26 protein-coding genes, 1 tRNA gene and 1 pseudogene are annotated in these 25523 nt (G+C 71.9%); 13 read left to right on the top strand and 15 right to left on the bottom strand.

Translation table 11 applies throughout. From position 1 onward, the window contains the following. Positions 1-26: 26 nt before the first annotated feature. Positions 27-776, bottom strand: coding sequence for a DUF427 domain-containing protein (locus tag IW256_RS01380; protein WP_197009211.1), 750 nt, complete (start codon positions 774-776; stop codon positions 27-29). A gap of 158 nt (positions 777-934) precedes the next feature. On the opposite strand from IW256_RS01380, the gene IW256_RS01385 reads away from it, so the two are divergent. Continuing rightward, positions 935-2470: an alpha/beta hydrolase gene (locus IW256_RS01385; protein ID WP_231403600.1), complete on the top strand. Its 1536-nt coding sequence runs from the start codon at positions 935-937 to the stop codon at positions 2468-2470. A gap of 57 nt (positions 2471-2527) precedes the next feature. Further along, positions 2528-2603 (top strand) — tRNA-Thr (locus tag IW256_RS01390). A 64-nt stretch (positions 2604-2667) separates the two neighbouring features. Here IW256_RS01390 and IW256_RS01395 read toward each other — a convergent pair. Next, entirely contained in the window at positions 2668-2982 is a 315-nt protein-coding gene (locus IW256_RS01395) for a tyrosine-type recombinase/integrase (RefSeq protein ID WP_420535379.1), read from the bottom strand. 61 nt (positions 2983-3043) lie between these two features. On the opposite strand from IW256_RS01395, the gene IW256_RS01400 reads away from it, so the two are divergent. Continuing rightward, on the top strand, positions 3044-3649 hold the full coding sequence (locus IW256_RS01400; RefSeq protein WP_197016845.1) for a hypothetical protein: 606 nt from the start codon (positions 3044-3046) through the stop codon (positions 3647-3649). A gap of 168 nt (positions 3650-3817) precedes the next feature. On the opposite strand, the gene IW256_RS01405 is transcribed toward IW256_RS01400, so the two are convergent. Together IW256_RS01405 and IW256_RS01410 are read right to left on the bottom strand one after the other, a co-directional pair. Further along, positions 3818-4468 (bottom strand): class I SAM-dependent methyltransferase, encoded by a 651-nt coding sequence (locus IW256_RS01405; RefSeq protein WP_197009212.1) that lies wholly within the window; start codon positions 4466-4468, stop codon positions 3818-3820. A 582-nt stretch (positions 4469-5050) separates the two neighbouring features. Continuing rightward, positions 5051-5743 (bottom strand): SMI1/KNR4 family protein, encoded by a 693-nt coding sequence (locus IW256_RS01410; protein WP_197009213.1) that lies wholly within the window; start codon positions 5741-5743, stop codon positions 5051-5053. A 269-nt stretch (positions 5744-6012) separates the two neighbouring features. Between IW256_RS01410 and IW256_RS01415 the strand changes: the two genes are divergently transcribed. After that, positions 6013-6750 (top strand): hypothetical protein, encoded by a 738-nt coding sequence (locus IW256_RS01415; protein WP_197009214.1) that lies wholly within the window; start codon positions 6013-6015, stop codon positions 6748-6750. 37 nt (positions 6751-6787) lie between these two features. Here the strand turns inward: IW256_RS01415 and IW256_RS40720 are convergent. Continuing rightward, positions 6788-7077: pseudogene (locus IW256_RS40720) on the bottom strand (transposase); the annotation flags it as partial. A gap of 459 nt (positions 7078-7536) precedes the next feature. Here IW256_RS40720 and IW256_RS01425 point away from each other — a divergent pair. Next, positions 7537-8547, top strand: a complete 1011-nt coding sequence (locus tag IW256_RS01425) for a glycoside hydrolase family 6 protein (RefSeq protein ID WP_307828692.1) — start codon at positions 7537-7539, stop codon at positions 8545-8547. Positions 8548-8892: 345 nt separating this feature from the next. Next, positions 8893-9420 carry a 2'-5' RNA ligase family protein gene (locus IW256_RS01430; protein WP_197009217.1) on the top strand — a complete coding sequence of 176 codons (528 nt, stop codon included), beginning with the start codon at positions 8893-8895 and terminating at the stop codon, positions 9418-9420. A gap of 37 nt (positions 9421-9457) precedes the next feature. Here the strand turns inward: IW256_RS01430 and IW256_RS01435 are convergent, their stop codons facing one another. Continuing rightward, positions 9458-9931 carry an RrF2 family transcriptional regulator gene (locus tag IW256_RS01435; RefSeq protein ID WP_197009218.1) on the bottom strand — a complete coding sequence of 158 codons (474 nt, stop codon included), beginning with the start codon at positions 9929-9931 and terminating at the stop codon, positions 9458-9460. Between the two features lie 80 nt (positions 9932-10011). Between IW256_RS01435 and IW256_RS01440 the strand changes: the two genes are divergently transcribed. Continuing rightward, complete coding sequence (locus IW256_RS01440; RefSeq protein ID WP_197009219.1) at positions 10012-10752, top strand: SDR family oxidoreductase; 741 nt, start codon at positions 10012-10014, stop codon at positions 10750-10752. Positions 10753-10877: 125 nt separating this feature from the next. Here the strand turns inward: IW256_RS01440 and IW256_RS01445 are convergent, their stop codons facing one another. Then, positions 10878-11972, bottom strand: coding sequence for a winged helix DNA-binding domain-containing protein (locus tag IW256_RS01445; RefSeq protein WP_197009220.1), 1095 nt, complete (start codon positions 11970-11972; stop codon positions 10878-10880). A 121-nt stretch (positions 11973-12093) separates the two neighbouring features. Continuing rightward, complete coding sequence (locus IW256_RS01450; RefSeq protein ID WP_197009221.1) at positions 12094-12519, bottom strand: VOC family protein; 426 nt, start codon at positions 12517-12519, stop codon at positions 12094-12096. Positions 12520-12613: 94 nt separating this feature from the next. On the opposite strand from IW256_RS01450, the gene IW256_RS01455 reads away from it, so the two are divergent. Further along, positions 12614-13600 (top strand): helix-turn-helix transcriptional regulator, encoded by a 987-nt coding sequence (locus IW256_RS01455; RefSeq protein WP_197009222.1) that lies wholly within the window; start codon positions 12614-12616, stop codon positions 13598-13600. Between the two features lie 3 nt (positions 13601-13603). Here IW256_RS01455 and IW256_RS01460 read toward each other — a convergent pair whose 3' ends face one another. Beyond that, positions 13604-14035: an SRPBCC family protein gene (locus IW256_RS01460; RefSeq protein WP_197009223.1), complete on the bottom strand. Its 432-nt coding sequence runs from the start codon at positions 14033-14035 to the stop codon at positions 13604-13606. Next, positions 14032-14364, bottom strand: a complete 333-nt coding sequence (locus tag IW256_RS01465) for an ArsR/SmtB family transcription factor (protein ID WP_197009224.1) — start codon at positions 14362-14364, stop codon at positions 14032-14034. The genes IW256_RS01460 and IW256_RS01465 overlap by 4 nt, the downstream gene beginning before the upstream one ends. A gap of 93 nt (positions 14365-14457) precedes the next feature. On the opposite strand from IW256_RS01465, the gene IW256_RS01470 reads away from it, so the two are divergent. Beyond that, on the top strand, positions 14458-14925 hold the full coding sequence (locus IW256_RS01470) for a DUF1579 family protein (protein WP_197009225.1): 468 nt from the start codon (positions 14458-14460) through the stop codon (positions 14923-14925). An 11-nt stretch (positions 14926-14936) separates the two neighbouring features. Here IW256_RS01470 and IW256_RS01475 read toward each other — a convergent pair whose 3' ends face one another. Next, positions 14937-15935, bottom strand: a complete 999-nt coding sequence (locus tag IW256_RS01475; protein WP_197009226.1) for a helix-turn-helix transcriptional regulator — start codon at positions 15933-15935, stop codon at positions 14937-14939. 87 nt (positions 15936-16022) lie between these two features. On the opposite strand from IW256_RS01475, the gene IW256_RS01480 reads away from it, so the two are divergent. Then, positions 16023-16430, top strand: a complete 408-nt coding sequence (locus IW256_RS01480) for a VOC family protein (RefSeq protein ID WP_197009227.1) — start codon at positions 16023-16025, stop codon at positions 16428-16430. Then, on the top strand, positions 16427-16969 hold the full coding sequence (locus IW256_RS01485; protein ID WP_197009228.1) for a YdeI/OmpD-associated family protein: 543 nt from the start codon (positions 16427-16429) through the stop codon (positions 16967-16969). The genes IW256_RS01480 and IW256_RS01485 overlap by 4 nt, the downstream gene beginning before the upstream one ends. Before the next feature lie 7 nt (positions 16970-16976). Here the strand turns inward: IW256_RS01485 and IW256_RS01490 are convergent, their stop codons facing one another. Next, positions 16977-17600 carry a hypothetical protein gene (locus tag IW256_RS01490; protein ID WP_197009229.1) on the bottom strand — a complete coding sequence of 208 codons (624 nt, stop codon included), beginning with the start codon at positions 17598-17600 and terminating at the stop codon, positions 16977-16979. 51 nt (positions 17601-17651) lie between these two features. Beyond that, positions 17652-18059: a MarR family winged helix-turn-helix transcriptional regulator gene (locus IW256_RS01495; RefSeq protein ID WP_231403602.1), complete on the bottom strand. Its 408-nt coding sequence runs from the start codon at positions 18057-18059 to the stop codon at positions 17652-17654. 75 nt (positions 18060-18134) lie between these two features. Here IW256_RS01495 and IW256_RS01500 point away from each other — a divergent pair, with 75 nt between their 5' ends. After that, on the top strand, positions 18135-19613 hold the full coding sequence (locus IW256_RS01500; RefSeq protein WP_420535380.1) for an MFS transporter: 1479 nt from the start codon (positions 18135-18137) through the stop codon (positions 19611-19613). Positions 19614-19690: 77 nt separating this feature from the next. Here IW256_RS01500 and IW256_RS01505 read toward each other — a convergent pair whose 3' ends face one another. Continuing rightward, positions 19691-22339, bottom strand: coding sequence for a VIT domain-containing protein (locus IW256_RS01505; protein ID WP_197009231.1), 2649 nt, complete (start codon positions 22337-22339; stop codon positions 19691-19693). Continuing rightward, positions 22336-23079, bottom strand: coding sequence for a MerR family transcriptional regulator (locus tag IW256_RS01510; RefSeq protein WP_197009232.1), 744 nt, complete (start codon positions 23077-23079; stop codon positions 22336-22338). Before IW256_RS01510 ends, IW256_RS01505 begins: the two co-directional genes overlap by 4 nt. 373 nt (positions 23080-23452) lie before the next feature. Here IW256_RS01510 and IW256_RS01515 point away from each other — a divergent pair, with 373 nt between their 5' ends. Then, positions 23453-25360: a sigma-70 family RNA polymerase sigma factor gene (locus IW256_RS01515; RefSeq protein ID WP_197009233.1), complete on the top strand. Its 1908-nt coding sequence runs from the start codon at positions 23453-23455 to the stop codon at positions 25358-25360. The last annotated feature ends 163 nt before the right edge of the window (positions 25361-25523 follow it).

Below are 25523 nucleotides of genomic sequence, written 5' to 3' on the forward strand. Positions count from 1 at the left end.
AACGCCGGTCATGCGGACTCCGGACCTCAGAAGTGGGTCTTGGGCCTTTCCTGCAGGACACCGTCGACGTACACGTCGACCTTCTCGTCGTAGAAGCACACCAGCCCGGCGGCCTGCCCGCTCTCCGGCAAGGGGGTCGGGTACGACCAGGCCAGGTCCTCGTGCACCGTTCCGTTCACCAGCACCGACCAGTAGGTGGCCTCACCCTTGTAGGGGCAGCGCGTGACCGTGTCGGAGGGCTGGAGCAGGTCCATCCGCACGTGGGGCTTGGGCAGGTAGTAACGCACGGGCAGGCCCGTCTCGAACAGCAGGCGGGGGCTGCCGGACTCGGCCACCGTCACCCCGCCGACCTCGACGCGCACGTGCCGCGAGGACGCCAGGACGTCCACCCGCGTGTGGGGATCGCGGGGATGGACGAACACCTCCTCGTCCTCCTCGAACCACGCGTCCATCGCGTCCCACTTCAGCCGCACCAGATCGCGGAGCTCTTCGACCGGCGACTCCTCGTAGCGCGACGCGGCCCCCTCGGCCTGAGCGCCGTCGACCTTGACCGTGTACGCGGTGGCGTCGCCACGGCTCGGAGAATGCCTGCCCGGCCCCTCCTCGACCAGTTCCGCCCGTACGTCGGACAGAGGGATGTAGTACGTCGGGTAGTAGGGGACCTCCCAGACGAGCAATGGCCGCGTCGTGTCGGCGACGAGCCTGCCGCCCAGGTAGGCCCTGATCCGCTTGGCGCCCTGCTCGGTGCGGACGCCGGTCCGCTGTGTAGTGCCCATGTCCGGGGCAACAGCCCCCACGGGACCCCTATTTCGGGCCGCCCGCCCTTTCCCGGGCACTCCGGCATGGCGAGCCTGACCCAATACGGAGTGTGATCGGGGTGCCGCTGGCCTCCTCGCCCTCGCGCCCCGTAGCGTGGCCCGTACGTGCTACGACGATGGACGGGGGCGACCACGTGCGGGCGACGAGACTACTGGGCATCGCCATGGCGCTGACGCTGGCCGGGACCGGGTGCAACAGCGCCGCGGAGCAACCCAGTGCCGCGCCCAAGACGCCCCCTCCGGGATCGCCGGCGGGCACCGACGTCTACTACAAGCAGAAACTCGCCTGGAAGAACTGCGGTGGCGGCTTCCAGTGCGCCACGGCCAACGTCCCGTTGGACTACACCAAGCCCGCCGACGGCCGGCTGCGCCTGGCGCTCATCCGGCTGCCCGCCAAGAACAAGTCCGAGCGCATCGGCTCCCTGTTCACCAACCCGGGCGGGCCGGGCGGATCAGGGGTCGACTTCCTCCGCCAGGCGGCCACCAGCTTCGGCAAGGACCTGCGCGACCGCTTCGACCTCGTCGGGTTCGACCCCAGGGGCGTGGGCGCGAGCGACCCCGTCAAGTGCCTGGACGGCCCCCAGCTCGACAAGTACTTCAGCACCGACTCCTCGCCCGACGACCGGCGCGAGGTCGACGCCCTGGCCACCGAGAGCAGGAGCTTCGCCCAGGCGTGCCAGAGCAAGTCCTCCGCCGAACTCCCCTACGTCGGCACCGTCAACGCCGCCCGCGACATGGACGTCCTCCGCGCCGCGGTCGGCGACGACAAGATGACCTACTACGGGGCCTCCTACGGCACCTACCTGGGGGCCTTCTACGCCGAGCAGTTCCCCACGAAGGTCCGGGCCCTCGTCCTCGACGGTGCCGTCGACCCCAAGGAGTCCTCCACGGAGACCCTGGTCGAACAGGCCAAGGGCTTCGAGACCGCGTTCCGCTCGTTCGTCGCCGACTGCATCAAGCGCTCCGACTGCCCCCTCGGCACCACGGAGGACCAGGCCATCGGCAAGGTCTCCGCGCTCCTCCGCAAGCTCGACAAGACCCCGCTCCCCACCCGGGAGGACTCCCGCAAGGTCACCGAGTCGTGGGCCACGATGGGCATAGCCACCGCCCTGTACACGAAGGAGTACTGGCCCCTCCTGCGCCAAGCCTTCGTCCAGGCCATGCAGCAGTCCGACGGCACCCTCCTGATGACGCTCGCCGACCAGATGGTCGAACGCAAGAAGGACGGCAGCTACAGCAACCTCACCGCCGCCAACATGGCCGTCAACTGCGTCGACAAGCCCAACCCGCCCACCCTGGACGCCTACGGCAGGTACGTCGACGAGGCCAAGAAGAGCTCCCCGCTCTTCGGCTCCTTCGTCGTCTGGGGCGGCCTTCCCTGCGTCTACTGGCCCGTCCAGACCAAGCAGCAGCCCCACGCCGTGACCGCCAAGGGCGCCGCCCCCATCCTGGTCATCGGCACGACCCGCGACCCCGCCACCCCCTACAAATGGGCGCAGAGCCTGGCCTCGCAGCTCTCGTCCGGCGTCCTCCTCACCCTGAACGGCGACGGCCACACCGCCTACCTCCAGGCCGACCCCTGCATCACCAAGGCCACCGACCGCTACCTGATCAAGGCCGAGCCCCCCAAGGACGGCACCGTCTGCCAATGAGGTACGCCAACCGTCCAAGACCCGGTAGACTGCTCCCCGCCGTCCCGTACGGCGAACGCCGCCTTAGCTCAGTCGGCAGAGCGGTTCACTCGTAATGAACAGGTCATCGGTTCGATTCCGATAGGCGGCTCCAGCTCAGAGGCCCCTCCCGGTCATCGGGAGGGGCCTTTTGCTAACACGCTTGCTAACAGCAGCGTCTACGCGACCTCGCCCATGACCCGAGCGAACACCTCGGCCGCCGCTACCTCAGCAGACCGGATCACATGGGCGTAGACCCGCAACGTGATCGCCGGGTCCGCATGACCGAGCCTCGCCGCCACCACGTGTACGGGCACGCCCGCCAGGAGGAGCGTGGTCGCGTGGATGTGCCGAAGGTCATGAACCCGTGCGTGGGGGAGCGGCTTGGCCGGCCGAGGCCCGTCCTTGGGCTGGTTGTAGGCCCGGATGGTCTTGGTCATCAGCCAGCCGACCGAGTCAGGGTGGATCGGGTCGCCCCAGCCAGTCGTGAACACGTGACCGTCACCGCTGCCCCGCCACTGGTCGCCGACGAGAAGCCTCTCGGAGGCTTGGGCCTTGCGATGCTCCCTGAGAACTGTCCGGCTACGGCTGAACCTCCGCCGCGCGAGCTTCACCAAGGTCGCCGCCCGCCAGTTCGCCCTCCACGAAGTCCTCGGCCACGGCCTCCAGGGCGCCAGCTGGTCGGACCACGCAGCCGACGAAGACGTGCCATGGGTACGGGTCATGTCCGTCCACGCCCCACAGCAGGTCCTCTTGGAGGGACTGGCCCAGGCGCTCCCACTGTTCATCGCCCCCGACGACGAGACCTTGGTCGCGCGGACCCGGTTCGACCTCTACAACCAACTCGTCCGGGCCGAACTCCACCTGGCTTTGAACCAGGGCGCCTCCATCGACGACCTGGCCGAGCACGCCCGTCGCCGGATGCCCTGGACCACCGACACCGCCATCTCCGATCTCCTCAGCCACCGAGGCGCCAACCCCCAGCTCCGCTCCTACCTATGGGCATACCCGGCCGGATTCGACTGGTTCACCAACCTCGCCGAAGCCGACCCCGCCACCGGAAGCAAAGTCCTCCAAGCGTCCTACCGCGACCCGCTCACACCCACCGACCTGACCGCCCTATGGCCGGAAGGCCCACCCATCGGCGGCCAAGACACCTAAGCTCCAAGGTCACCACCAGCACCAACGCGCCGGATGAGAACTTTCTCTACGGTTTCAAGGGCGCCGCTCCGCGTCGCCGGCGGCCGCCCGCCCCGGCGCGCCGGGCGTGCGGCCTGTCCCGTCCGGTCCCGCCGCGCCGCGTCGCCCGACCGCCTTGCTTGGCGGGATTTACGCGTGAAGCCTCCGGCGCGCGAATACAAACGCCTGTGAAGCATGCTCGCCCGGGCTGAGGAGCATCTGAGCCTCAACTTCGAATCCGGTGTCACGTAGCCAGGACGACACCTGGTCAGGCTGACGACGGTGGACATGGACCTTCATCGGCTGACCGCCATACCCCTCGGTTTTCAACTGAGACCCGTCGCCGACATGGAACAGGAGTTGAAGCGGTCCGCCTGGGCGCAATGCTCGGTGGAAGTGCCCGAACACGGTCAGCGCCTGTTCATCGGGGATGTGGATCAAGGATTGCCAGGCGAGCAGACCAGCAACCGAGGCGTCCGAAAAATTCGGGTCCGTCATCGAACCAACGTCGAACCGAAGGCCTGGATGATCGCGCCGTGCCACGTCGATCATCCCAGGTGAAAGGTCAATGCCGAACGCGTCCAGACCGAGTTCGTGTAGGTGGGCGGTCACGTGGCCGGGGCCGCAGCCGACATCCGCCACAACACCACCACCAGCCGCCCGCACACTGTCAGCGAACAGCGCCAGAGCCGCGCGAAGGTACTGATGCCCAGCGATGGCACCGCGCACCTGAGCGGCGTAGCTGGCTGCGACTGTGTCATATGAGATTCGGGTGTTGGTCAACCAGTCGTCCGTGCCCATGATCGGCACAGTAGCCCATGACCACAAGCCATCCGCCGATCTTGGGGAGGGTGAACAGACCGAGCGGGCCAGCGAGACGATCGGTAGAGCGAGCGCGAACCAGGGGGCTACGCCGCCCCCTGGACCCCTGCGAGCCGGGGCACTCGTTCGCGCGAGACGGTCTGTCACACATTGCGCGTCGTTCGCGCGAACGAGCACCCCGGACCGGTCGGTGCGAGTGCTTGAGCTTGCTAACGCTGGTGCTAACGGCGGCTCTGGACGGGCCTGGACGAGGGTGGAACCTAAGAGCGTTCGAGAGGGGCAGCCCAGCAGGTCAGCGGACATCGCTGGACGGGTGTGGATCTTGTTCGTGAGACTCGTAATGAACAGGTCATCGGTTCGATTCCGATAGGCGGCTCCAGCTCAGAGGCCCCTCCCGGTCATCGGGAGGGGCCTTTTGCTAACAGGCGTCGCCATCCTGGTCGTCCTTCCGCGCTCGTCCTGGACGCGGGCATCATGACGGCCGGCGCCGATGGGCTCGCCCTTGGCTGACCTGTGTTGGCAGCGCAGCGCTGCTCGCAGCTTCCCAGAGCACCCCGCCTGCTACCGGGCTTCCAGGGCTGAGCCGGTCTCGGCGTCAGTCGCGCCCCGCCAGCGGCCCGTCTTCTGATCTTGGAGTAGCCATGGTTGGTGAAGCGTGCCCTCGACCCAACGGCGCATCCACTCGGCGATGCCGAAGTGTTGCGGGAACAGAGAAACCTCATGGTGCCCCGCAGGGGCAGGGTTCGGGTCGATCGCCCACATCCGGAGGGACGGGTCGGTGAGGTCAACGTAGGACGCGATGCCGCATCCCCAGTGGCAGATCGGCAGCAGCGCTCTGGCCATGGGCTGCCACGCTTCGGGCCAGCTCTGCTGTTGCTCTTCGTAGTCGCGAAGCATGACCCGGAGGGGCTCAAGGCCATTCGCGGGGCCGAACCCGCCATCGCCGAGTTCGAGATAACAGCGGCGCAGCAGAGACGGCAGGGAGCGGCCCAACAGGGCTTCACACTCCTCCACTGCATCGCACAGAGCGGGGGTCAGCGGCGGTAGGGGCTCGAATAGACCAGCGACATGAGCGGCGGTGTACTCGGGTGTACCTCGCAAGTACACCCGTTGAAGCCGGCCGTCGGCGGCGTAGGTGAATGCTCCGCCGCCTGCGATGTCGATGCCTGGGGGCCCGCATCTCTCGTCGAGGTGGTCACCCGACTCCACTCGCGTGCGCACGGCTTCGAATACGAGGTCGTCTTCGCTGATCACCCGCCAAGGATGCCGTGGAGGTCGGACAGAATTGAAGGTCAGGGCAGGCGAGCGGCACCGGGCTGCCAACGCGGGTGCCTACGGCGAGGCTGGACGACCTTGGAGCCTCGGAGGGCGGGGGAAGGCTCCCCCCGGCCGACCTGGTGCGTAAGCAGGCAGTCAGGGGCGGAACTCGTCCCGTCACGACCCATCGCGGCATGATCAGCGGGTCTTCCATCCTGCGGACACGCCATGACGCGGGATGCCGTCGCGACAGACAGGACGTCAGTATGAGTGCACGCCCGGACTGGCTGAACCGCTACCTCGCCGGTGAGCGGGAGCAGGTGTGGCACGAGTTGCGTCAGCTGGGCGATCGGGTCCGCACTCCTGGCCTCGCCGAGGAGGCGCAGGCGGTGTGCGACGAGATGGCTCATCGTGCCCGCGGAAACATCGAGATGATCGTCGGGCGACTGGACGAGCAGGGCCATCGATTTCATGAGAACAATGACGATCAGACCCCGGTCGAGCCTTACGCGCCTCCCGGCCCTGGGGCCGAAAGCTACCTCCAATGGCTGGAGGAGCGACTTGGTTCGCTGCCGATGACCCTGTCCTCATGGATGCGCATCGTCGGCGACGTGTGGCTGGTCGGCACCCACCCCCGGTGGCAGAGCTCAGCGGATGCAGATCCTCTTGTCTTCGAGGTGGAAGGTACGCGCAAGCCCGCCGGAGGTATCCGGGAGCACGTCGAGCAGAAGGTCGAGGACCGGCGGGCGGACGGGCGGCGCACTCCTTTCCTTCTCCCGGTGGCTCCAGACCACTTCCACAAGGCCAACGTCAGCGGAGGCGGCCCGTACGGGATCGTCCTTCCCGACGGATGCGCTGACGCTCACTTCGTCGGCGAGATCGGTATGCCATTGGTCGGATACCTCACTTTGGTATTCCAGAACGGCGGCTTCCCCCGACCGACCGGCGACGATGCACAGTGGGACGTGCTTTATCGACTCGGTCAGGGACTCGAACCTCTGTGAATCGATGAGAACCCGCTGCTGACCGGGGTTGACATACGAGCAGAACACCCGATCCGGAGTTGATGATCTTGCCTGCGGTGCCGGTGTACTGGCGCTGCACCCCCTGCGCTGCGGCGCCCCTTCTTCTCAAACCCGGTGTCGTCCACCACCAGCACCCCGCCGGCGTCACCGAGCCGCTCGGCCACCCGCGCCCGTAGCGCGTCCCGCACCTGGTCCATCCCAGCGGGCGTGGTCGAGCAGCCGCTGCCCGTCCGGCCGCGCATCGCCGGCGAACCCCGCCAGCGACCAGTCGTTCTTTCGCTCCAGCCCGCTCAGCAGACCCAGCAGATATCACCGGGCCCGCATCCTGGGCTCCCGCCGCCCGAAGAACGGCGCCGCCACCTGCGCGAACAGCTCATCGAACCCATCAACCCACCCGGCCGGGTCGACATCTTCTACAGAAGGCGGCACGGCCACCGCCGATCGTCTGGTTCCAACACACCCGCACGATCACAGCGGTGGCCGTCTCATGTCCCGGCCTCCATCAGACCGAGATCTCCACGTGCGGCTGGAATATTAGGCCGGCCCCTTTGCGGCCGCTCACAATGGCGGAGAAATGCCCGGCGGTTGGACGGTAATGGAAGTTTGAAAGGGCTCTTGACTCGGATTTCGGCGCGTCGGTAGCTTTGCGGGAAACGGTCAGAGAAAGTGCATTGAACACGTCCGCTTCCCTATGTTCCGCTGGGAGGTGATCAGAGCCCGCGGACGGCGACCCCCGCCATGACACCGGACAACGGAGGAACCCCCGTGCTACCCGCTCTCCGTAGATGGACCATCACCACCGTCGCCGCGTTCACCGCATCGACGGCCGCGCTGACCGGCGCCTACTTCACCGGGCAGCGAGCGCAGGCCGCCGAGGCCGGCGCCGTCTCCCACGCCGCACCCGCGGCCAAGGCGATCGCCGCGGCCAACCTGTACGTCGACCCGAACTCCAACCCGGCGGCCTGGGTGGCCGCCCATCCCGGCGACTCGCGGGCCGCTCGCATCAAGACGACCATCGCCGACCGGCCCATCGCACGCTGGTTCGGCAACTGGGACGGCGACGTCACCGCGGCGGTGTCCCGCTACGTCGGCGGCGCCGAGCGGGCCGGCGCCACACCGATGCTTGTGGCCTACAACGTCCCGGGCCGTGACTGCGGCAGCCACTCCGGCGGCGGCGCGGGCAGCCCGGAGGCCTACCGCACCTGGATCGGGCAGTTCGCCACGGCCATCGGCAGTCGCCAGGCGATCGTCGTGGTGGAGCCCGACGCGGTCGCCCAACTCGACTGCCTGCCGAACGACACCGAGCGGCAGATCCGGCTCGACCTGCTGAGATACGGTGTGCAGCAGCTCAAGCAGAAGGCGCCGAACGCCTGGGTCTACTTGGACGCCGCCAATGCCAACTGGATTCCCGCCGGCACCATGGCCCAGCGTCTGCAGGCGGCCGGGATCGCGGACGCACGCGGCTTCTCGGTCAACGTGTCGAACTACTACACCACCGAACAGTCGGTCACCTACGCCAAGGCCGTCAATGCCGGGCTCCCCGGCGGCAAGACATTCGTGGTCGACACCAGCCGCAACGGCAACGGCTCCAACGGTGAATGGTGCAACCCGGCCGGACGCAGGCTCGGGACCCCGCCCCGCGAGGGAGCCGACGCTGAACTGGAACTGTGGGTCAAGGTCCCCGGCGACTCCGACGGCGACTGCGGGATCGGTCCCGGGATCCCCGCCGGCCAGTTCAGCCCCGACCTGGCCATCCGCCTGATCGACGGCACCTGATAACCGCCCTGCGCATGCCGCCCGCGCCCTACCGGTGAGCCCTCGACCTGGCTTTGGTCGAGGGCTCACCGCTTCGACGCCGGTCCCGAAAGCGGTGGGCTATGGCAGAGCGGCCGGAGTATTAACGATCAATGTGCCCTACATGTTCTGTTTCAGGGTCGCCGCGGTTTCGGCGTCGGTCGCGCCGCGCCACTGTCCGGTCCTCTCGTCTTGGACGAGCCACGGTTGATGCAGAGTTCCTTCAAGCCAGCGGCGCATCCACTCTGTGAAGCTCAGGTGCTGCGGGAACAATGACACGTCGAAGTTATCGAGGGGAGCGGGGTTGGGGTCGATCGCCCACTGCCTTTGCCCGACAGCCTCAGCACGCCCATCGAGCTTTTTCGGGCACGGCATGCAGCCTGGGCCAGGCGACCGATGAGGTCATCGCCCCACCTGTCGATCAAGGGCGGAGCGGGACTGTCCGAGGATCCCGCCTGCCTGGATCCGCTGAGCGAGATCGTCTCTGATACGGCACCCTTCGAAGTACGTCTTGGGAACCTGGCCGTGTTCCCTGATGACGAACGGGTGTTGTACCTGGAGGTGGAGTCACCGGGCTGGATGCGGTTGCACCGCACCCTGGTCGACACGATCGCTCAGCGCACCGGCGCCCAGATGCATCCGCTGGAGGAAGCGGGATGGATTCCGCATGTGACCCTTCTGCGTCTAACCGCCGAGGCGCTGGAGCAACGCGAAGAGATCCTCGCCGCGGCCATTCGGACGGGGGTCCCGGTGAACACCGCGTACACGGCCCGGATCCTGCGCATGGAGTGCCTGCACCACAGGGCCGACCGGTGGAAGCCGGTTCATACCTTCGGCCTCACCGGGCCACGGTGACCTGACCGCCTCACGGTCCGGTCGCGGGCCGACTCGGTCACGGCGCTCCGGTGAGGCGGCGCCGGGTACGCGGCGGGGCCGACGGCGGCAGTGCTGCGATGATCTCGGCGAGTGAGGTGGCCGCGAGGCTGAGCCGCCAGGCTTCATGTGCCTCGGCCATCTTCTCGGCGAGGATGCAGGGGTTCCGGCACTCGTCCGGGGACAGCGCCCCCCGTCCCTGCTGCCGGATCTCGCGGCATTCGTACGGCGAGGAGGTGCCGTCGACCGCCTCCACGATCTGCAGGAGCGTGATCTCGGAGGCCGGCCGGGCGAGGCGGAACCCGCCTCGCGGGCCCGTCGTCGCGCTCAGCACGCCGGCCCTGACGAGCGCCTGCAACTGCTTGGCGAGATAGGCCGCCGGCAGGTCGTAGTACTGGGCGAGCTGCGCCGCCGAGGCGGTGTCTCCCGGCTTGAGCTGCGCCAGCGACGTGGCGCAGTGCAGCAGCCATTCCGTACTCACGGGCAGCTTCATGGTCCGCCATCCTATCCAAGAGATTGCGGATCTCTTTTGTCCGAGATAGCTTCCGGGGTAGTACGGGAACAGGAGGCACTATGAGAATCGCCGTCGCCGGTGCGACCGGGAACATCGGGGCCCTCGCCGTCGCCGCCCTTACGGAGGCGGGGCACGACGTGGTGCGCATCAGCCGCTCGCTCGGCGTGGACGTGTCGACCGGTGACGGCCTCGACGCCGCCCTGACGGGGGTCGAGGCCGTCATCGACGCCACGAACTGCACGGCCACCGACCGGGACGAGGCGGTGGAGTGCTTCGGCACCGCGACCCGGAACCTGCTCGCGGCCGAGGTGCGGGCGGGAGTTCGTCACCACGTGCTGCTGTCGATCGCCGGTGTCGAACGGGTGGAGGGCAACGCGCACTACGCCGGCAAGCGGGAGCAGGAGCGCCTCGTGGCGGAGGGGCCGGTGCCGTGGACGATCGTCCCGGCGACGCAGTTCCACGACTTCGCCGCGATGGTGACGAGCTGGACCGAGCAGGACGGGGTGGCCACGATCGCGCCGCTGCTCGTGCAGCCGATCGCACCCGCCGACGTGGCGGCCGTGCTCGCCGAGATCGCGACGGGCGCGGCGCAGGGCCGTTACCGCGATGTCGCCGGACCGGAGCCGCAGGACCTGGTGGACATGGCCCGGCGCACCAACGAGGCGCGTGGCCGCTCGGTCAAGCTCGTGCCGACCTGGTCGTCGCTGTTCGGCCCGGAGATGGCCGGCGAGGTGCTCCTGCCCGGCGAGGGCGCCCGCATCATGCCGACCACCTTCGATGAGTGGCTCGCGAGGCAGTGATCGGGCCGGCCGGTGCTCGCGGGCGCCGGCACCCGATCGGCGGGGCGACAGGCCGCGCCGATCTGCGGCGCGGGCCGTTCCCCTGCTCATGCTCGGGTCCGTGGCCGTCCTACGAGCGTGCGCGGTCAGCTGGGAGATATCCGGACGCGGTCGCTGTCGTCGTCGGTGAGGAAGGACGCCAGCGCCCGGCCCTGGTCGGCGACGGCGGTGCGGTCGGCCCGGGAGAACGGGCGCAGCGGGGTGACGGTCACGGTTCCGGAGGTGACGGTCCAGGTGGCGGCGACCCGGCCGTCGACCAGGACGACGCGGGCGCCGGCGACCGAGAGGCCGCGGTGGGCGTCGTCGATGATCCGGCCGCGGTCGTGGTACCCGAGGATCGCGTTGTCGAACGCCGGCAGGAAGCGTACGGGGGCGGGCGTGTCCGGGTCGGGGCGCGGTGCGTCGGGGAGGTCCAGCAGTTCCCGGCCGCGTTCGTCGCGGAAGGCGATGAGCTCCTCGCGTATCGCGGTCACCGCGGCCGGCAGGCCGGCGAGCCCGCACCAGGCGCGCAGGTCGGCGGTCGCGGCGGGGCCGAACGCGGCCAGATAGCGCCGTACCAGGGCCTGGCCGACCGGGTCGGTGCCCTCCGGGGCGGGCGGGTCGATGTCGCGTCCCAGCCAGGAGGAGAGCAGGGTGTTGCGCACGCCCGCCTTGGTGCGCCACAGGCCGCGCGGCGGCATCTGGGCCATGGGGATGAGGGCGGCGATCAGCATCTCGCCGAGCGCCCGCGGTGCCGACTCCGGCCAGCGATGGGCGACCGCCCGCCCCAGTTCGGTCAACGTGCGCGGCTCGCCGTCGGCCATCACGGCGCGGCCCGCCGCCGCGAGTTCGCCGAGGTCCACCCCGGCCAGGTCGCGGCGGTAGGTGCCGAGCATCCGCTGGCGCAGCATCGCGTCGTGTCGGGCGCGCCACGCGAGGGTGTCGTCGGCGGCGAGGAGGTGGATGGTGCGGCGCATGAGGATGGTGCGCACCACGCTCCGTCCGGTCAGCAGGTCCGACAGCGACGCCGGGTCGAACGCGCGCACCCGTGACCACAGCCCGACGAACGGCTCCTGCGGTTCCTGAGCCTGCAGGCCGCACAGGTGCGCGACGGCGTCCAGGACCGGCATGTCGGCGCGGTCGAGCAGCAACTGCCGGGCGAGTGTGGCGCGGTTGAGCGCACGGGTGTCCAGGACGGTCATCGGGTCACCGCGCCTGTGCCGTCATGGTCGCGGGTCCGGTCCGGTACGCGCCTCTTCATTGGCATCTCCTTCTCGGGTCGTCGGCCCGGGCGGCGGGTGGTCCGCCGCCCGGGCCCGGTGGTCAGGACGCGTCGTACTCGCTGACGACGTCCACGACCCAGGTGACGCCGAACCGGTCCCTCAGCATCCCGTACAGGGGCGCCCACTGCGCCGGGCCCAGCGGCTGCAGCACGGTCGCCCCGTCGGAGAGCCCTTCCCAGTACCCGGTGACCTCCTCGGCCGCCTCGCCGCGCAGGGAGACGAAGAACGCGTTCTCTCCCTGGTTCCACGGCATGCGCGAGGGCACGTCGTAGGCCATCACGCGGAAGCCGTTCGGGGCGGCCACCTGCCCCCACATCACCTGGTCGGCCTCGGACGGCTCCTGGACGTTCGCGGCGTCCTTGTAGGTGACCATGGCCACGTCCCCGCCGAATACGGAGCGGTAGAACGTGAGGGCCGCGCGGGCGTCGCCTTGGAAATTCAGATGGGTCACGGTGGTCACGGACATATCGGCTCCCTGCGGGTCGTTCCGGTGGGTTCGGTGACCACCGTCGCAGGGGAAGCGGACAGGTTGTGTCCGCTTCTTCGCCGATACTCGGAGGATGCAGAAGACCTCAGCCCGGTTGCTGGCGTTGCTCTCGCTGCTCCAGGCGCGCCGGGACTGGCCGGGAGCGCTGCTGGCCGAACGGCTGGACGTCAGCCCGCGCACCGTACGGCGGGATGTCGACCGCCTGCGCGAACTCGGCTACCCCATCGTGGCGGTCAAGGGACCCGACGGCGGCTACCGGCTCGACGCCGGCACGCGGCTGCCCCCGTTGCTCTTCGACGACGAGCAGGCCGTCGCCCTGGCCATCGCCCTCCAGATCGCCGCGACCACCGGTGCCGGGATCGAGGAGGCCGCGGCGCGCGCGCTGAACACCGTCCGGCAGGTCATGCCCGCACGGCTGCGCGGCCGGATCGACGCCCTCCAGGTCACCGTCGTCGAGCGGCCCGAGACCCGGGCCGTCCCGCGGGTGGACGGCGGCGTGCTCATGGCGCTCGGCGCCGCCGTTCGCGCCCGCGAGGTGCTGCGCTTCGACTACGCGTCCCCGCCCGGGGCGGACGAGCGAGGCGCGCAGGCCCCGCCGCGCCGGGTGCAGCCCCATCACCTCGTCACCTGGGGCGGGCGCTGGTACCTCGTCGCCTGGGACCTCGACCGCGAGGACTGGCGCACCTTCCGCGCCGACCGGATCACCCCGCGCACCCCCACCGGGCCCCGCTTCACGCCGCGCGAGCTGCCCGGTGGTGAGGTGGCCGCGTTCGTCGCCGGCAGGTTCCGCGGCTCCGGCGGTTCGGACTGGCCCTGCCGGGGCGAGGTGATCCTCGACCTCCCCGCCGCCGCGGTGTCCCGCTACGCCCGCGACGGGGTCGTCGAAGAACTGGGCCCGGACCGCTGCCGGCTCGTCCTGGGCTCGTGGTCATGGGCCGGCCTGGCCGCCACCATCGGCAGGTTCGACGCCGACATCGAGGTCGTCGGCCCGGCCGAACTCAAGCGCGCCTTCGCGCACCTGGCCCGCCGCTACGCCGCCGCGGCCGGTGAAGGTGCGTGAACCTCAGGATCCGGACGCCGCGCCCAGCAGGCGGAGCAGGTGCGCCCAGCCGGCGCCGGTCTCGTCGTGGAGGTGGAACGGCAGGCCGCTGTGCCGGAGGGTGAGCACGGTGGCGTCACCGTCGGCGGCGAGGGTGATCTCCACGAGGGAGGCGCCGGGCGGGATGTCCGGCGCTCCGGGAGTGGCCTCCCAGCCGAAGGTGAAGGCGATCCTCTCGTGGGGGACGAGTTCGGTGAACCGCCCGCGCATGACGGGACGGGGGCCGTCGAGCATCCGTACGCGCAGGACGCCGCCGGGGCGGGCGTCGACCTCCGCTTCTCCCCACCATCGCGCGAGCCGCCCGGGGTCGGTGAAGTACCGCCACACCGTCTCCGGTCGCGCCCGGATCCGTACCGTCTGCTCGACCGTCCGGCTCTCCGCAGCACCCATCGTCATCCCCCCGCGTCCTCGTCCCCGGCGCGTGCGCTCTCTTCTCCCTCGGCCGCCCTTTGCAGGCGGGCGAGGGGGGCCGACCACATCGTCTCCATGAACGTCGCCGCCTCGGCCAGGCCCTCGCGGCGGAGCCGGTAATAGCGGCGGTTGCCGTCGCGGCGCACCGTCAGGAGGCCGGCCGCGACGAGGACCCGCAGGTGCTGGGAGACCGCCGGACGGCTGATGCCGGGGAACCGCCCGGCGATGGCGCCCGCCGCCACCTCCTCGTCCCGTACCAGCAGCAGGATCGCGCGGCGGGTCGGGTCCGCGACCGCCCGCAACGCCTCGTCCACCCTTGCCCCCTCCGAACGGCAGGATTTGCCGTCCATCCAACCATATGTAAGTATTTAAGCAATATCTTACATAGATCGGAGCCGGAGAACGCCATGGCAGACGACAGCACCGCCCACCCGCCCGTCCCGGACCCCCGGAACAAGCTCCTGGACGCGCTCGCCGGCCGCTGGCGCACGCGGGGGCGGACGCTGGAGGCAGAGGGGGTTCCGGCCGTTCGGATCGAGGGGTTCGACGACTACGAGTGGATGGCCGGCGGGTTCTTCCTCGTCCACCGCGCGGACGTCCGCATGGGCGATCGGAAGGTCGAGGTCATCGAGATGATCGGCCCTGGCGATCCGGCCAGTGGAACGTTCCCCATGCGCTCGTTCGACAACCATGGCGGCTTCGCCACCATGCGCGCGGCGGTGGACGATGACGGCGTCTGGACGTTCACCGGCGACACGGAACGGGCGACCCTGGTGATCGCCGAGGACGGTGCCTCCATGTCGGCCCGGTGGGAGCGCACCGAAGACGGCGCGAGCTGGCACCCCTGGATGGACATGACCTTCACCAGGATGTGAGGCGGCTCGGCTCACGAGGCGGGTTCGGCGGACCTCGGCGTGGGGCCGGGTTCATCGGTGCCCTCGCCGGTTCCGTAGCGGCCGGTGAGTTCGGCGCCGATCCGCGCCAGCTCGGCCTGCACGGGCCGGGGCTCGACCACCTCGACCAGCGCGCCCCAGCCGGCGAGGTGGCGGGCGATGTCCAGCGGGGTCGGCGCGGCGAGGCGGACCCGGACCCGTTCCGCGCCCGGATCGCCGTCGACGTGGCAGTGCCGCCCGAACTGGTCCCGCAGGATCGGGACGAACCGGGCCTCGATGAGGACGGTCGCCCAGGTGCGCGAACGCCGTGCCTCCATCTCGCCGACGACCTCCTCCCAGGCGGCGTCGAGCGCGAAGCCGTCCGGGCGCTCGGCGGGCAGGCCGGTCGGCTCGGCCTCGATGATCCGGTCGACGCGGAAGGTGCGGCGTCCCCGTTCGGTCCCGGCGAGCAGGTACCAGACGTCGTCCTTGTCGACCAGGCCCCACGGGTCGACCAGCCGTACGGTCCGTTCCCGGGAGCGGCCCGCGTAGGTCAGGCGGACCTTCCGGCGGCGGACCACGGCGGCCTGGAGCAGGTCGACCGGCTCGGGGCGGCGGCGGTCGCGCTCGCCCCACCGGGTGGGGTCGATCATCGTGGCCCCGGCGGCGGCCTGCGCGTCCTCCCGGAAGGTCGCCGGCAGCGCGCGCACGAGCTTGCGCAGCGCCGCCCTGGCCTCGCCCGAGACGGCCGCGGCCGGGCCGACGAGCAGGAACAGCGCCTGCGCCTCCGCCGCCGACAGGCCGCTGAGGTCGGTACGGGCGCCGCCGACGAGCGACCAGCCGCCGCCGCGCCCGGGCTGCGGGTACACCGGGACGCCCGCGGCGGACAGCGCCTCCAGGTCGCGCCGGGCGGTGGCGACGGACACCTCCAGCTCGGCGGCCAGCTCGGCGGCGGTCACCCGCCCGCGGGCCTGCATGAGCAGGAGGGCGGCGACGAGACGATCGGCACGCATGTCACCCAGGATCCCCGGAAAAGTGGTCAGTTGGTGAGCACTTTGGAGCGAAGAATGGTCCTTGTCGTTACGAGAGAGGGAGCACCCATGCTGCGAGGACTGGCCACCGTGAACTACTTCGCCGACGATCTGGAGGCGGCCAGGAAGTGGTACGCCGACCTGCTGGGCATCGAGCCGTACTTCGAGAGCCCGGGCGGCGGGCAGCCGGCGGGCTACTACGAGTTCAGGGTCGGCGACCACGAGGACGAGCTCGGCATCATCGACCGCCGCTACGCCCGGCCCGGCGCGGCCACCGCCCCCGGCGGTGTGATCGTCCACTGGCACGTCGACGACGTCCAGGGTGCCCTGGACCGGCTGCTGTCCATGGGGGCCACCCCGTACATGCCGCTCACCGAGCACGGCCCCGGCTTCGTCACCGCTTCGGTGGTGGACCCGTTCGGCAACGTGCTCGGCGTCATGTACAACCAGCACTACCTGGAGATCCTGGACCGATGATGCACTTCGCGGACGCGGCCGGGTGGGAGGCGTGGCTGGCCGGGCACCACGGGACCGAGGACGAGGCCTGGCTGAAGATCGCGAAGAAGGGGTCGGGGGCCGTGTCGGTCACGATCGGGCAGGCGCTGGAGGTCGCGCTCTGCCACGGCTGGATCGACAGCCGGCGCAGGTCGTACGACGAGCACTACTACCTGCAGCGATACTCGCCCCGCCGCAAGGGGAGCCCCTGGTCGCGGGTGAACGTCGAGCACGTGGAGGCCCTGACCGCCGCGGGGCGGATGCGGCCGTCCGGCCTGGCGGAGGTCGCCGCGGCGCGGGCGGACGGCCGGTGGGCCGCGGCCTACACGGCCCAGCGCGACGCCACCGTCCCGCCCGACCTGGCCGAGGCGCTGGCGGCCCATCCGGAGGCCGCCGCCCGCTTCGAGGAACTCGGCAAGACCGCCCGGTACCTGCTGATCCTGCCGCTGCTGAAGGCCAGGACCCCGGCCGGGCGCGCGGCCCGCCTCCAGAAGGCCCTCTCCGACCTGCGAACGGGGTGAACGCCGGCTACACGGCGCCGGCGGCGGTCTCCACGAACCTCGCGACCCTGCGGAGGCTGCGCGCGCGGTCGTAGGCCACGGGGTCGTCCTGGTACAGGCCGGGCCGGAGGCGCAGCCGCTCGATCTCGGCGACGCAGCCGGTGAGCGTCCGCCGCCGTTCCGCTGTCAGATGCCCACCGGAGTCGAGTACGGCGGCCACGCAGGCGTTCAGGTCGTCCGCGACCTGGGAGGGCGGCTCCAGGAGGGCCGGGAGGCGCGATCGCCGCCAGAACGCCAGGGCGTGCAGGGCCGCGCTTCTGGGGGCGCCGTACCAGTACGCCGGGAAATGGTCGGGGTTCGGGTCCGTCGGCCGGGGAACGCGCCGGCCGAGGCGTTTCGCCTCCCGCCGCGTGGCCGCGTACGCGCGGATGTCGGCGTGCCAGAGCGCACGGCTGGCCGCGAGCGTTTCCAGGGCTCGCAGGAGGGACGCCTCGTCGCGGCGGAACGGGCCCGCGACCTCTTCCAGGAAGCTCAGGCCCGCGTGGAAGCCGATCGGCCGGTACAGCTGGACGCACGACCGGAGCGCCGACACCCGCGCGCCGTACGGCACGGTGCCGTCGCGCACCTTCCGCGCGTAACCGCTGAAGCTCATCAGGGGAGCCGTACCTTCCGGGCTCGGAGACGCACTGCTCGGCGGGCCCGGCTACGCGGTGGCGGGTGCGGGGACGCCCTCGGGGGCTTCGTGGAGGTGCTCGGCCAGGATGGCGAGGTGGGTCCGGCGGGCCTCGGCGTGGCGTTCCCGGCCGGCGTCGGTGATCCGGACGAAGACGCCGCGCCGGTCGTCCTGGCAGAGGTCGCGGGCCACCAGCCCGTGCTTCTCCAGCCGGGCGACGGTACGTGAGAGCGCGCTCTGGCTGAGGTACATGCCGGCCAGCAGCTCCTGCATGCGGCACTTGTCACAGCGGGCGTCGACGAGGCGGTCGAGCGTCTCGAACTCGCTCATGGTGAGCCCGTGGGACTCCTGCAGCTCGCGGTCGAGATGGCACGCGATCTCGTTGTAGCAGGTCAGCAGCGACCGCCACCGTCCGACCAGGCCAGCCTCCGACTCCATGACGCGCATCCTAGCATGCGCGTGCATTTGATGCGTGCGGGTTAAATTCCCGCGAAATTAGTGCATGGACATCTGATGCACATGCATGTAATCTCCTCCGTCGTGACTATCACCGACACCTCACCCGCCTCGGCGGTCCGTACGCCTCAGCCGGCCGAGCAGAAGTGGACGCCCCGGTTGTGGGGCGTCCTCGCCGTGCTGTGCGCCGTGTTGTTCCTGGACGGGCTCGACGTGTCCATGGTGGGCGTGGCGCTGCCCTCCATCGGGGCCGAACTCGGGTTGTCGACCACCGCCCTGCAGTGGATCGTGAACGGCTACGTGCTGGGGTACGGCGGCCTGCTGCTGCTCGGCGGGCGCACCGCCGACCTGCTCGGCCGGCGCCGCGTCTTCCTGACCGCGCTGGCCGTGTTCGCGGTCGCGTCGCTGGTCGGCGGGCTGGTCGACGACGGTGCCCTGCTCATCGTCACCCGTTTCGTCAAGGGGCTCGCCGCCGCGTTCACGGCCCCGACCGCCATGTCCATCCTGACCACCACGTTCCACGAGGGACCGGCGCGGAACCGGGCGCTGTCGGTCTTCTCGGTCTTCGGCGCCAGCGGCTACTCCTCCGGCCTGATCCTCGGCGGGCTGCTGACCAGCTTCGGCTGGCGCTGGACGTTCCTGACCCCGGTGCCGCTCGCGCTGCTGGCCCTGGTCGCGGGCATCGCGCTGATCCCGCGGGACCGCCCGGCCGCGGGCGGGGGCCACGACCTGATCGGCGCGGTCACGCTGACCTCGGGGATGCTCCTCGCCGTCTACACCGTCGTCTCGGCCCCCGAACGCGGCTGGCTCGACCCGCTCACCGTGGGCTCGATCGTGCTGGCCGTGGCGCTGCTGGCCGGGTTCGTGATCACTGAGAACCGGGTCGCGCACCCGCTGATCCGGCTCGGCATCCTGCGGATCGGCCCGATCGTCCGGGCGAACCTCAGCATCGTCGCGCTGTTCGGGTCCTACCTCAGCTTCCAGTTCATGATGACGCTCTACCTGCAGGACGTGCTGGGCTGGTCGCCGCTGAAGATGGCCCTGGCGCTGCTGCCGGCCGGCCTGCTGGTGGCGGTCGGGTCCCCGTTCGTCGGGCGGCTGATCGACCGGTACGGCACGCCGCGGCTCATCCTCGCCTCGATGACCTCGCTCAGCCTCGGGTACGCGTGGTTCCTGGCGACGGCCGGGAGCACCCCGCACTACGCGTTCACGGTCCTGCCGACGATGCTGCTGCTGGGCGGCGGGTTCGCGTTCGGGTTCAGCTCGATCATGAGCCAGGCCACCGACGGCATCGACGACTCCGAGCAGGGACTGGCCTCCGGGCTCGTGCAGACCTCCGGCCAGGTCGGCGCCGCGCTGGTGCTGGCCGCGGTCACCGCGCTGGTCGCGGGCGGATCGCACACCGGCACCGGGGGCGGCACGGACTTCGGCCAGTTCGACCCGGGGGTGAACCTCGTCACCGGCGTCGCGGTGGTCGGGCTCCTGCTCAACGTCGTCCCGCTGCTGCGGGGGCTGCGGGCCAGGCAGATCGCCTGACGGACGCGAGGCGCGGGCGCCGAGGCGCGGGCGCCCTCCCGCGAGGGGGGCGCCCGCACGCGCGTCCGTCGGCTCCGTCAGCGCGGACGCTTCCAGAACGACCTGCGCGTCGCCGGTCCGCCGGGCGCCCCGGCGCCCTGCTGGAGGAAGGTCTCCAGTACCCGGAGCGTACGGTCCCGCAGCTCGTCGACGACGTGGTCCGGGCAGGGCGGCACGGCGGCCCCGGCCGCGTGGAGATCGCTCACCAGCGCGGACAGCGGGGACACCAGCGCCGCGTCCACGCCGGAGGACTCCATCGCCCGGGTCACCGTCTCGAGCGCGGGCAGCACGGTGGCGAACAGGTGCGCCCTGCGCGGGCCGCCCTGCGGGAACCACTGGCTCCTCAGCTCTTCGAGCAGTGTGGTGAGCCGCTGCCGCGCGTCGGCGAGGGCGTGGCCGGCCGGGCTCGGGACGGGCGCGGGCCGGGGCAGTCCACCGGGACGGCCCGCCGGCCCTCGGCCGGTGCCCCGCGCGGGCGCCGACCGCCTGCGCATGCCGGGGTCGCTCCCGCGGACCGGCGCCGCCCCGGGCTGGGCCGGGGGAGGGGGCGCGGCGCCATAGCCCCCCGCCGACCCGGGAGGGGCCGGGGCGGGAGCGGCACCCGCCGGGGGCATCGCCGCCATGGGAGCGGCCCCGGCCGCGAACGGCGCCGCCGGTGCGGCCGGCGCGGCCGGCATCGCACCCCAGCCGTCGGGCGTCTCCACCGGCTGGACGACCTGGTGCGGACGGCCGCCCTCGGCGACCACCCGGCTGTCCACCGCGACGAACGCGGTGAACCGGCACAGCACGCCGAACCGCAGCGAGGTCCCGACGATGCGCTGTTCGAGCGACTCCGAGCCCTCGACCGCGTAGCGGTCCTCCAGATCGCGCAGGTGCGCGCGGGCCCAGATCGAGGTCGCCGCCGGAGCCCTGGTCACGGTGCCGGTGGCACGCCGCTCCCAGCCGTTCCCCTCGGGGGTGGTCCCGCGGACGACGACGCCTCCGGACGGCGCCCCGCGGAACCGGCCGGACACCACCAGCGGAACGCCCGGGTACAGCGCCCCGACGCGGCGCGGCGCCACGGACTCCGGAACGATCTCCAGACCGGCCCCCTCCACCCGCAGGCCGGTCACCAGCGGCGACCCGATGCGGTGATGGATCCCCTCCATGGCCTCGTCCAGCCGGTCCTCCGACTCCACCAGCTCGAACCGCCCCTGCCCGGCCTCCGCCAGCCGGTGCAGGAACCCGGCGTTGACCGCCCGGTCGATGCCGACCGTGTGCACGCGCACGCCCCGCAGCCGGGGCACCAGCCCGGCCAGGATGTGGTCCTCGTTCCCCACCTGGCCGTCGGTGATCAGCACCAGCACCCGGTCCCGGGCGGGGTCGGACAGCAGCGCGCACGCCTCCTGGAGCGGGCCCGCCATCTCGGTGCTGCCCCGCGCGTCCAGCGAGGCCAGGTGCTCGATCGCGCGGAACCGGTTGCGGTCGGTCCCGGCCGCCAGCCCCGCGCCCAGGTCGCGCGGGCGCTCGATCACGTTGTCGAACGACAGCACCGCGAACCTGTCACCGGCGGTCAGGGTGTCCACGATCCGCCCGGCCGCCCGCCGTGCCGCGATCATCTTCCAGCCGTGCATGCTGCCCGAGCGGTCCAGGACCAGCACCACGTCACGGGGCCGCGGGCGGGTCGTCCCGGACGGGAGCAGGGTCAGCGTGAACGTGCCCTCCGCGCTCTCGCCCTGCTCGCCCTCCGGGGCGCCGTCCGGCCCGCCGTCCGGGGTCAGGGCCAGCGCGGGGGCGATCCCCGCACCGGCCGTACCGGCATCTTCGCCGGTGGCGGGCGGCGCGTAATCGAGCCGCAGGATGAAGTCGCGGTTCAGCCGTTCCCCGGGGTGCAGCCGGACCGTCGCGCGGTCGCCGGAGCCCTCGTCGGCCACGACGTGCAGGGCCGAGCGGATGCCGGTGAGCTCCAGCCCCGCCGGGTCGATGTCCACCGAGATCGACAGCCGGACCGGGTTGGGGAAGCCGGGCAGCAGGACGGGCGGGCTGATCCGCGAGGCGTCCGGCACCGCGTCGGTGTCGGGGGCCACCCCCGACCCGGCCGCCTCCTCGTCGAGCGGCGCGCCCGGGATGTAGCGGGGCGCCACCACCAGCGGGAAACGGAACGTCGCGGCCCCCTGCCCGAGCCCGCCGCCCGTGCCGCCCGTGCCGCCCGCGCCGGCCGGCGGCTCCGTCCCGGCGACCGTGCCGGACGGCTCCAGCTCGTAGGGCAGCGGCTGGTTCAGCGTCAGCCGGATCGTCACCCGCTCGCCGGGCATGATGTTGCCGGCCCGCATGGTGAAGACGTCGGGGCGGTCCTCCTCCGCGATCGCCGCCCGCCGGCCCGCGGCGACGGCGGTGGCGTAGTCCTGCCGCGCCTGGCCGCGCTCCTTGAGGACACCGTCGATCACCCGGTCCGCGGCCTCCATGCGCAGCGCGGTGACGGCGGCCCGGTCGGGCAGCGGGAAGATGTAGGTGGCCTCCAGGGGCACGTCGTAGGGGTTGCGGAAGCCCTGGACGACCTCGATCCCGGCGACCAGGCCCGTGACGGCGGCGTGCACGTCGACGCTGTCGAGCGGAAGGTTCCCCCGGTCGGTGGCCAGGGCGCCCAGCCCGCCCTCGGGAACGGGCGGTGCCTCGGGTTCGGGGATCTGTGCGATGCGCAGGGTCATTGGGACCTCCCGGAAGGGTCGGCGGGGCGGATGTCGGGCAGGGGGCCGGGCGGGTCGAGCAGCCCGCGCCGGCGCAGTTCCTCCAGCAGGGGACGGACGGCCGTCCCTATGGCGGCGAGATCGTCGTCGTCCAGCGCGGAGACGTCCGCCGGAACGTCGAGCAGCAGGGTGAGGCCCGGCGCCAGGCGCACGCCCTGCACCCGCACCGCCTGGACGTCCTGGACGTCCTGGACGTCCTGGACGTCTTGGGCCTCCTGGGCGGGGGCGGGGGCCGGGGCGGGTGAGGCGGGGCGGTGCCCGTCCTCGCGGGCACCGGCGGACGGCTGCGCCGTCCAGAAGCGGTCGCGCCTGCCCGGCCTCGGTGTCTGAGGTTCCGGCGCCGAGGCCGGAGAGGCGGCGGGCTCGGGGTGGCCGCCCGGCTCGGATTCCGGCAGCCGGGCGATCTCCCGGAGCGTCCCGTCGGTCGCCCCGGCGAGCTCCACCTGGATCTGGGCGATGGTGCGGCCCGCCGCCTGGCGGCGCTTGACCGCGACGATCTGCAGGAGATGGCGCGTCCCGTACAGGGCGGTACGGCCGCGGCGCCCGAGTGGCGGGTCGACCAGGCCGATGGTGCCGTACCAGCGGATCAGCCGCTCGTTGGGCAGATCGCGCACCCGCCCGTTGACCCGCACGGACTCACCGGACGTGAGGGCCGCGGCGGCCCGTTCCGCCAGTTCCGCGATGGTCCAGGTGCTCTCCATGGAACGATGATGACACTGTAATGATGACAGTGTCAACGTCGTGTCGCCGTCCGCGTCCGGCGGATCCCGGACGAGGGTGCGAACTCGGAGCCCGCTCATTTCGTCGGAGGGTCGGGCGGGCACTTCTCGTCGATCATGTGAGATCCTTCGGGAGGGCGATGCAACCCTCCCGCAACCTCGGTCGTGCTAATTGGTCGCGTCACGCTTCCGGAGACCCGACATACGGATCGTGCTGCGACAACTCCTGATATATAACGCAATTTCCATTGCCTCGGGCGTTCTCGGTAAAGGGCACGGACATTGTGGACGACTCGGCAGTGGGATCTTTTGAAATGGCACGTCAAGGCGGCGGCGAGCCTTTAGTTTTCTGTCCATGGATGACCGCCGACTGGCCGAGGCGCTGCGAGCCCGCGATCCGGGCGCGCCGGGCGCCGTCTACGACGCCTACGCCGACCGGCTCTACGCGTACTGCCGGTTCCTCCTGCGCGAGCGCGACTCCGCGCAGGTGGCGCTGCGCGACGCGTTCATCGTGGCCGAGGCCCATGTCGGTGAGCTGCGCGATCCCGACCGCTTCGGCGCCTGGCTCTACGCCGTCGCCCGGCTGGAATGCGGCCGCAGGATGCCGGTCCCGGCCCGGTCGGCCGAGCCGTCCCCCGGCGGCCCCGGCAGGGAGGACGCGGACCAGCGGGTGATGGCCTGGGAGGCGGTCCAGGCGCTGGACCCGTTCTCCCGCGAACTGCTCGAACTGCGCGTCCGGCACGGCCTGGTGCCGCCCGACATCGCCGAGATCTTCGGCCTGTCGCTGAGGAAGGCGCAGGCCGCGCTCGACCGGGCGCACCGCGCGCTGGAGGTGGCGCTCACCGCCGAGCTGCTGGCCCACCACGGCCCCTACGGCTGCGTCGAACGGGCGGCGCTGCTGCGCGAACGGCGCGGCGGGCTCGACCCCGCCCTGCGCGAGCGGCTGGTACGGCATGCCGGGGAGTGCCATGTCTGCGGGCCGCTCAGCCCGCGCACGGTCTCGGCCTCCAAGGTCTTCGGGCTGCTGCCCTGGGTGGAGCCGCCCGAGGAGCTGCGGGTGCGCGTGATGAGCGGCTTCCTCGACCCTGAACTGGTGGGCTACCGGCTCTTCGTGGCCACCCGCGTGGCCGATCTGTCCTCCGCCGGGTTCCCCGTCCAGCCCCGCGCGTCCCTGCCGGACCCGGGGGCGGACTCCGCGCCGGGGCCCGGGCGCCGGCCGGTGCGGACGGCGCTGAAGGGGGTACGGCGGACGGCGGCGCGGGTCCTGCGGCCGTTGCGCGAGGAGCCCGGCGCCCTGACCGGCGCCCGGGGCATGGCGATGGTGGGAGCCGGCCGGCCGGCCGCCCACGGGCCCGAGGACACCGCGCCGTCCCCGGCCATGGGGCGGCTCGGAGCGGGTGCCGTGGCCGCCGCCCTGGTGATCGGGGGCGGCGCCGCGGTGGTCCGGGCCCTGGCGCCGGACGAGGACCGCGACGGCCGTACGGCCACGGGCTCGTCCCCGGACGGCGCGGGGCCGACCGCCGTGCCGCAGCCGCCCCCGCCGGGGTCCGGCGACGGCGGCGGCGCGGGCGGATCGAGCGTTCCGGTGTCGGCGACCTACCCGCTGGGCGCGCTGGCGTCCTCGGCGCCGCCGCTCGCGCTGCCCTCGCCGCCCGCCGGCGGGCACGGGGCGCCCGGCGGAGGCACGGGGGACGGCGGCGGCGGGGGCACGGTGCCCCGGCCGGGCGCGGGCACGCTCGCGGTCTCACCGCTCTTCCTCGACCTCGCCGACCGGTCGGAGGGCACGATCGAGCTGCGCGCCGACGGCGGGCCGGTGAACTGGTCCGCCACCGCGTGGGGCGGGGTGCGGCCGGGCGCCGTGTCCGGCCGTATCGAGGCGGGCCGTACGGTGCGGCTCGCCGTGCGCGTGTCCCGTACCTCCCGCTCCCAGGGGGAGGGGGGTGTCTCGTTCCAGCCGGGCGGGCTCGACGTCCGTGTCAGCTGGCGGCCCGTCCCGCCCCCGGCGCCCACCCCGACGCCCACGCCGACCGATCCGGCGCCCACCCCGCCGCCGGGATCGCCCGCCCCCGGCCCGTCCGACCCGCGGCCGGCCGCTCCCGCCGAGCCGCCGCCCGCGTCCGGCCCGCCACCGGAGCCGGAGGCGCCGCCCGCCTCGCAGCCGGCCACCGGGACGACCGAGGTGGCGCCCGCGCAGCCCGGACCGGCGGACGGCTCGGGCCCCGGCCCCGACCCCGTCCCCGTTCCGGAGAACCTGGACCGCTGACCGCGCCGGGCCCCGTCCGGGAGGCCCGGTCACCGCGCGCCCGGACGTTCCGCGACGGCCCCGGCGCGGTCGGCCCGGAGCGCCCGCCGCGCCGTACGACCCTCTTCCCCGCGCGCCGCGGCGTTCGTGCGGATCACGGTTCGGACCGTCGTTCCCGCTGGTC

It is taken from the genome of Actinomadura viridis (assembly GCF_015751755.1).
In the GTDB taxonomy this organism is placed as follows: domain Bacteria; phylum Actinomycetota; class Actinomycetes; order Streptosporangiales; family Streptosporangiaceae; genus Spirillospora; species Spirillospora viridis.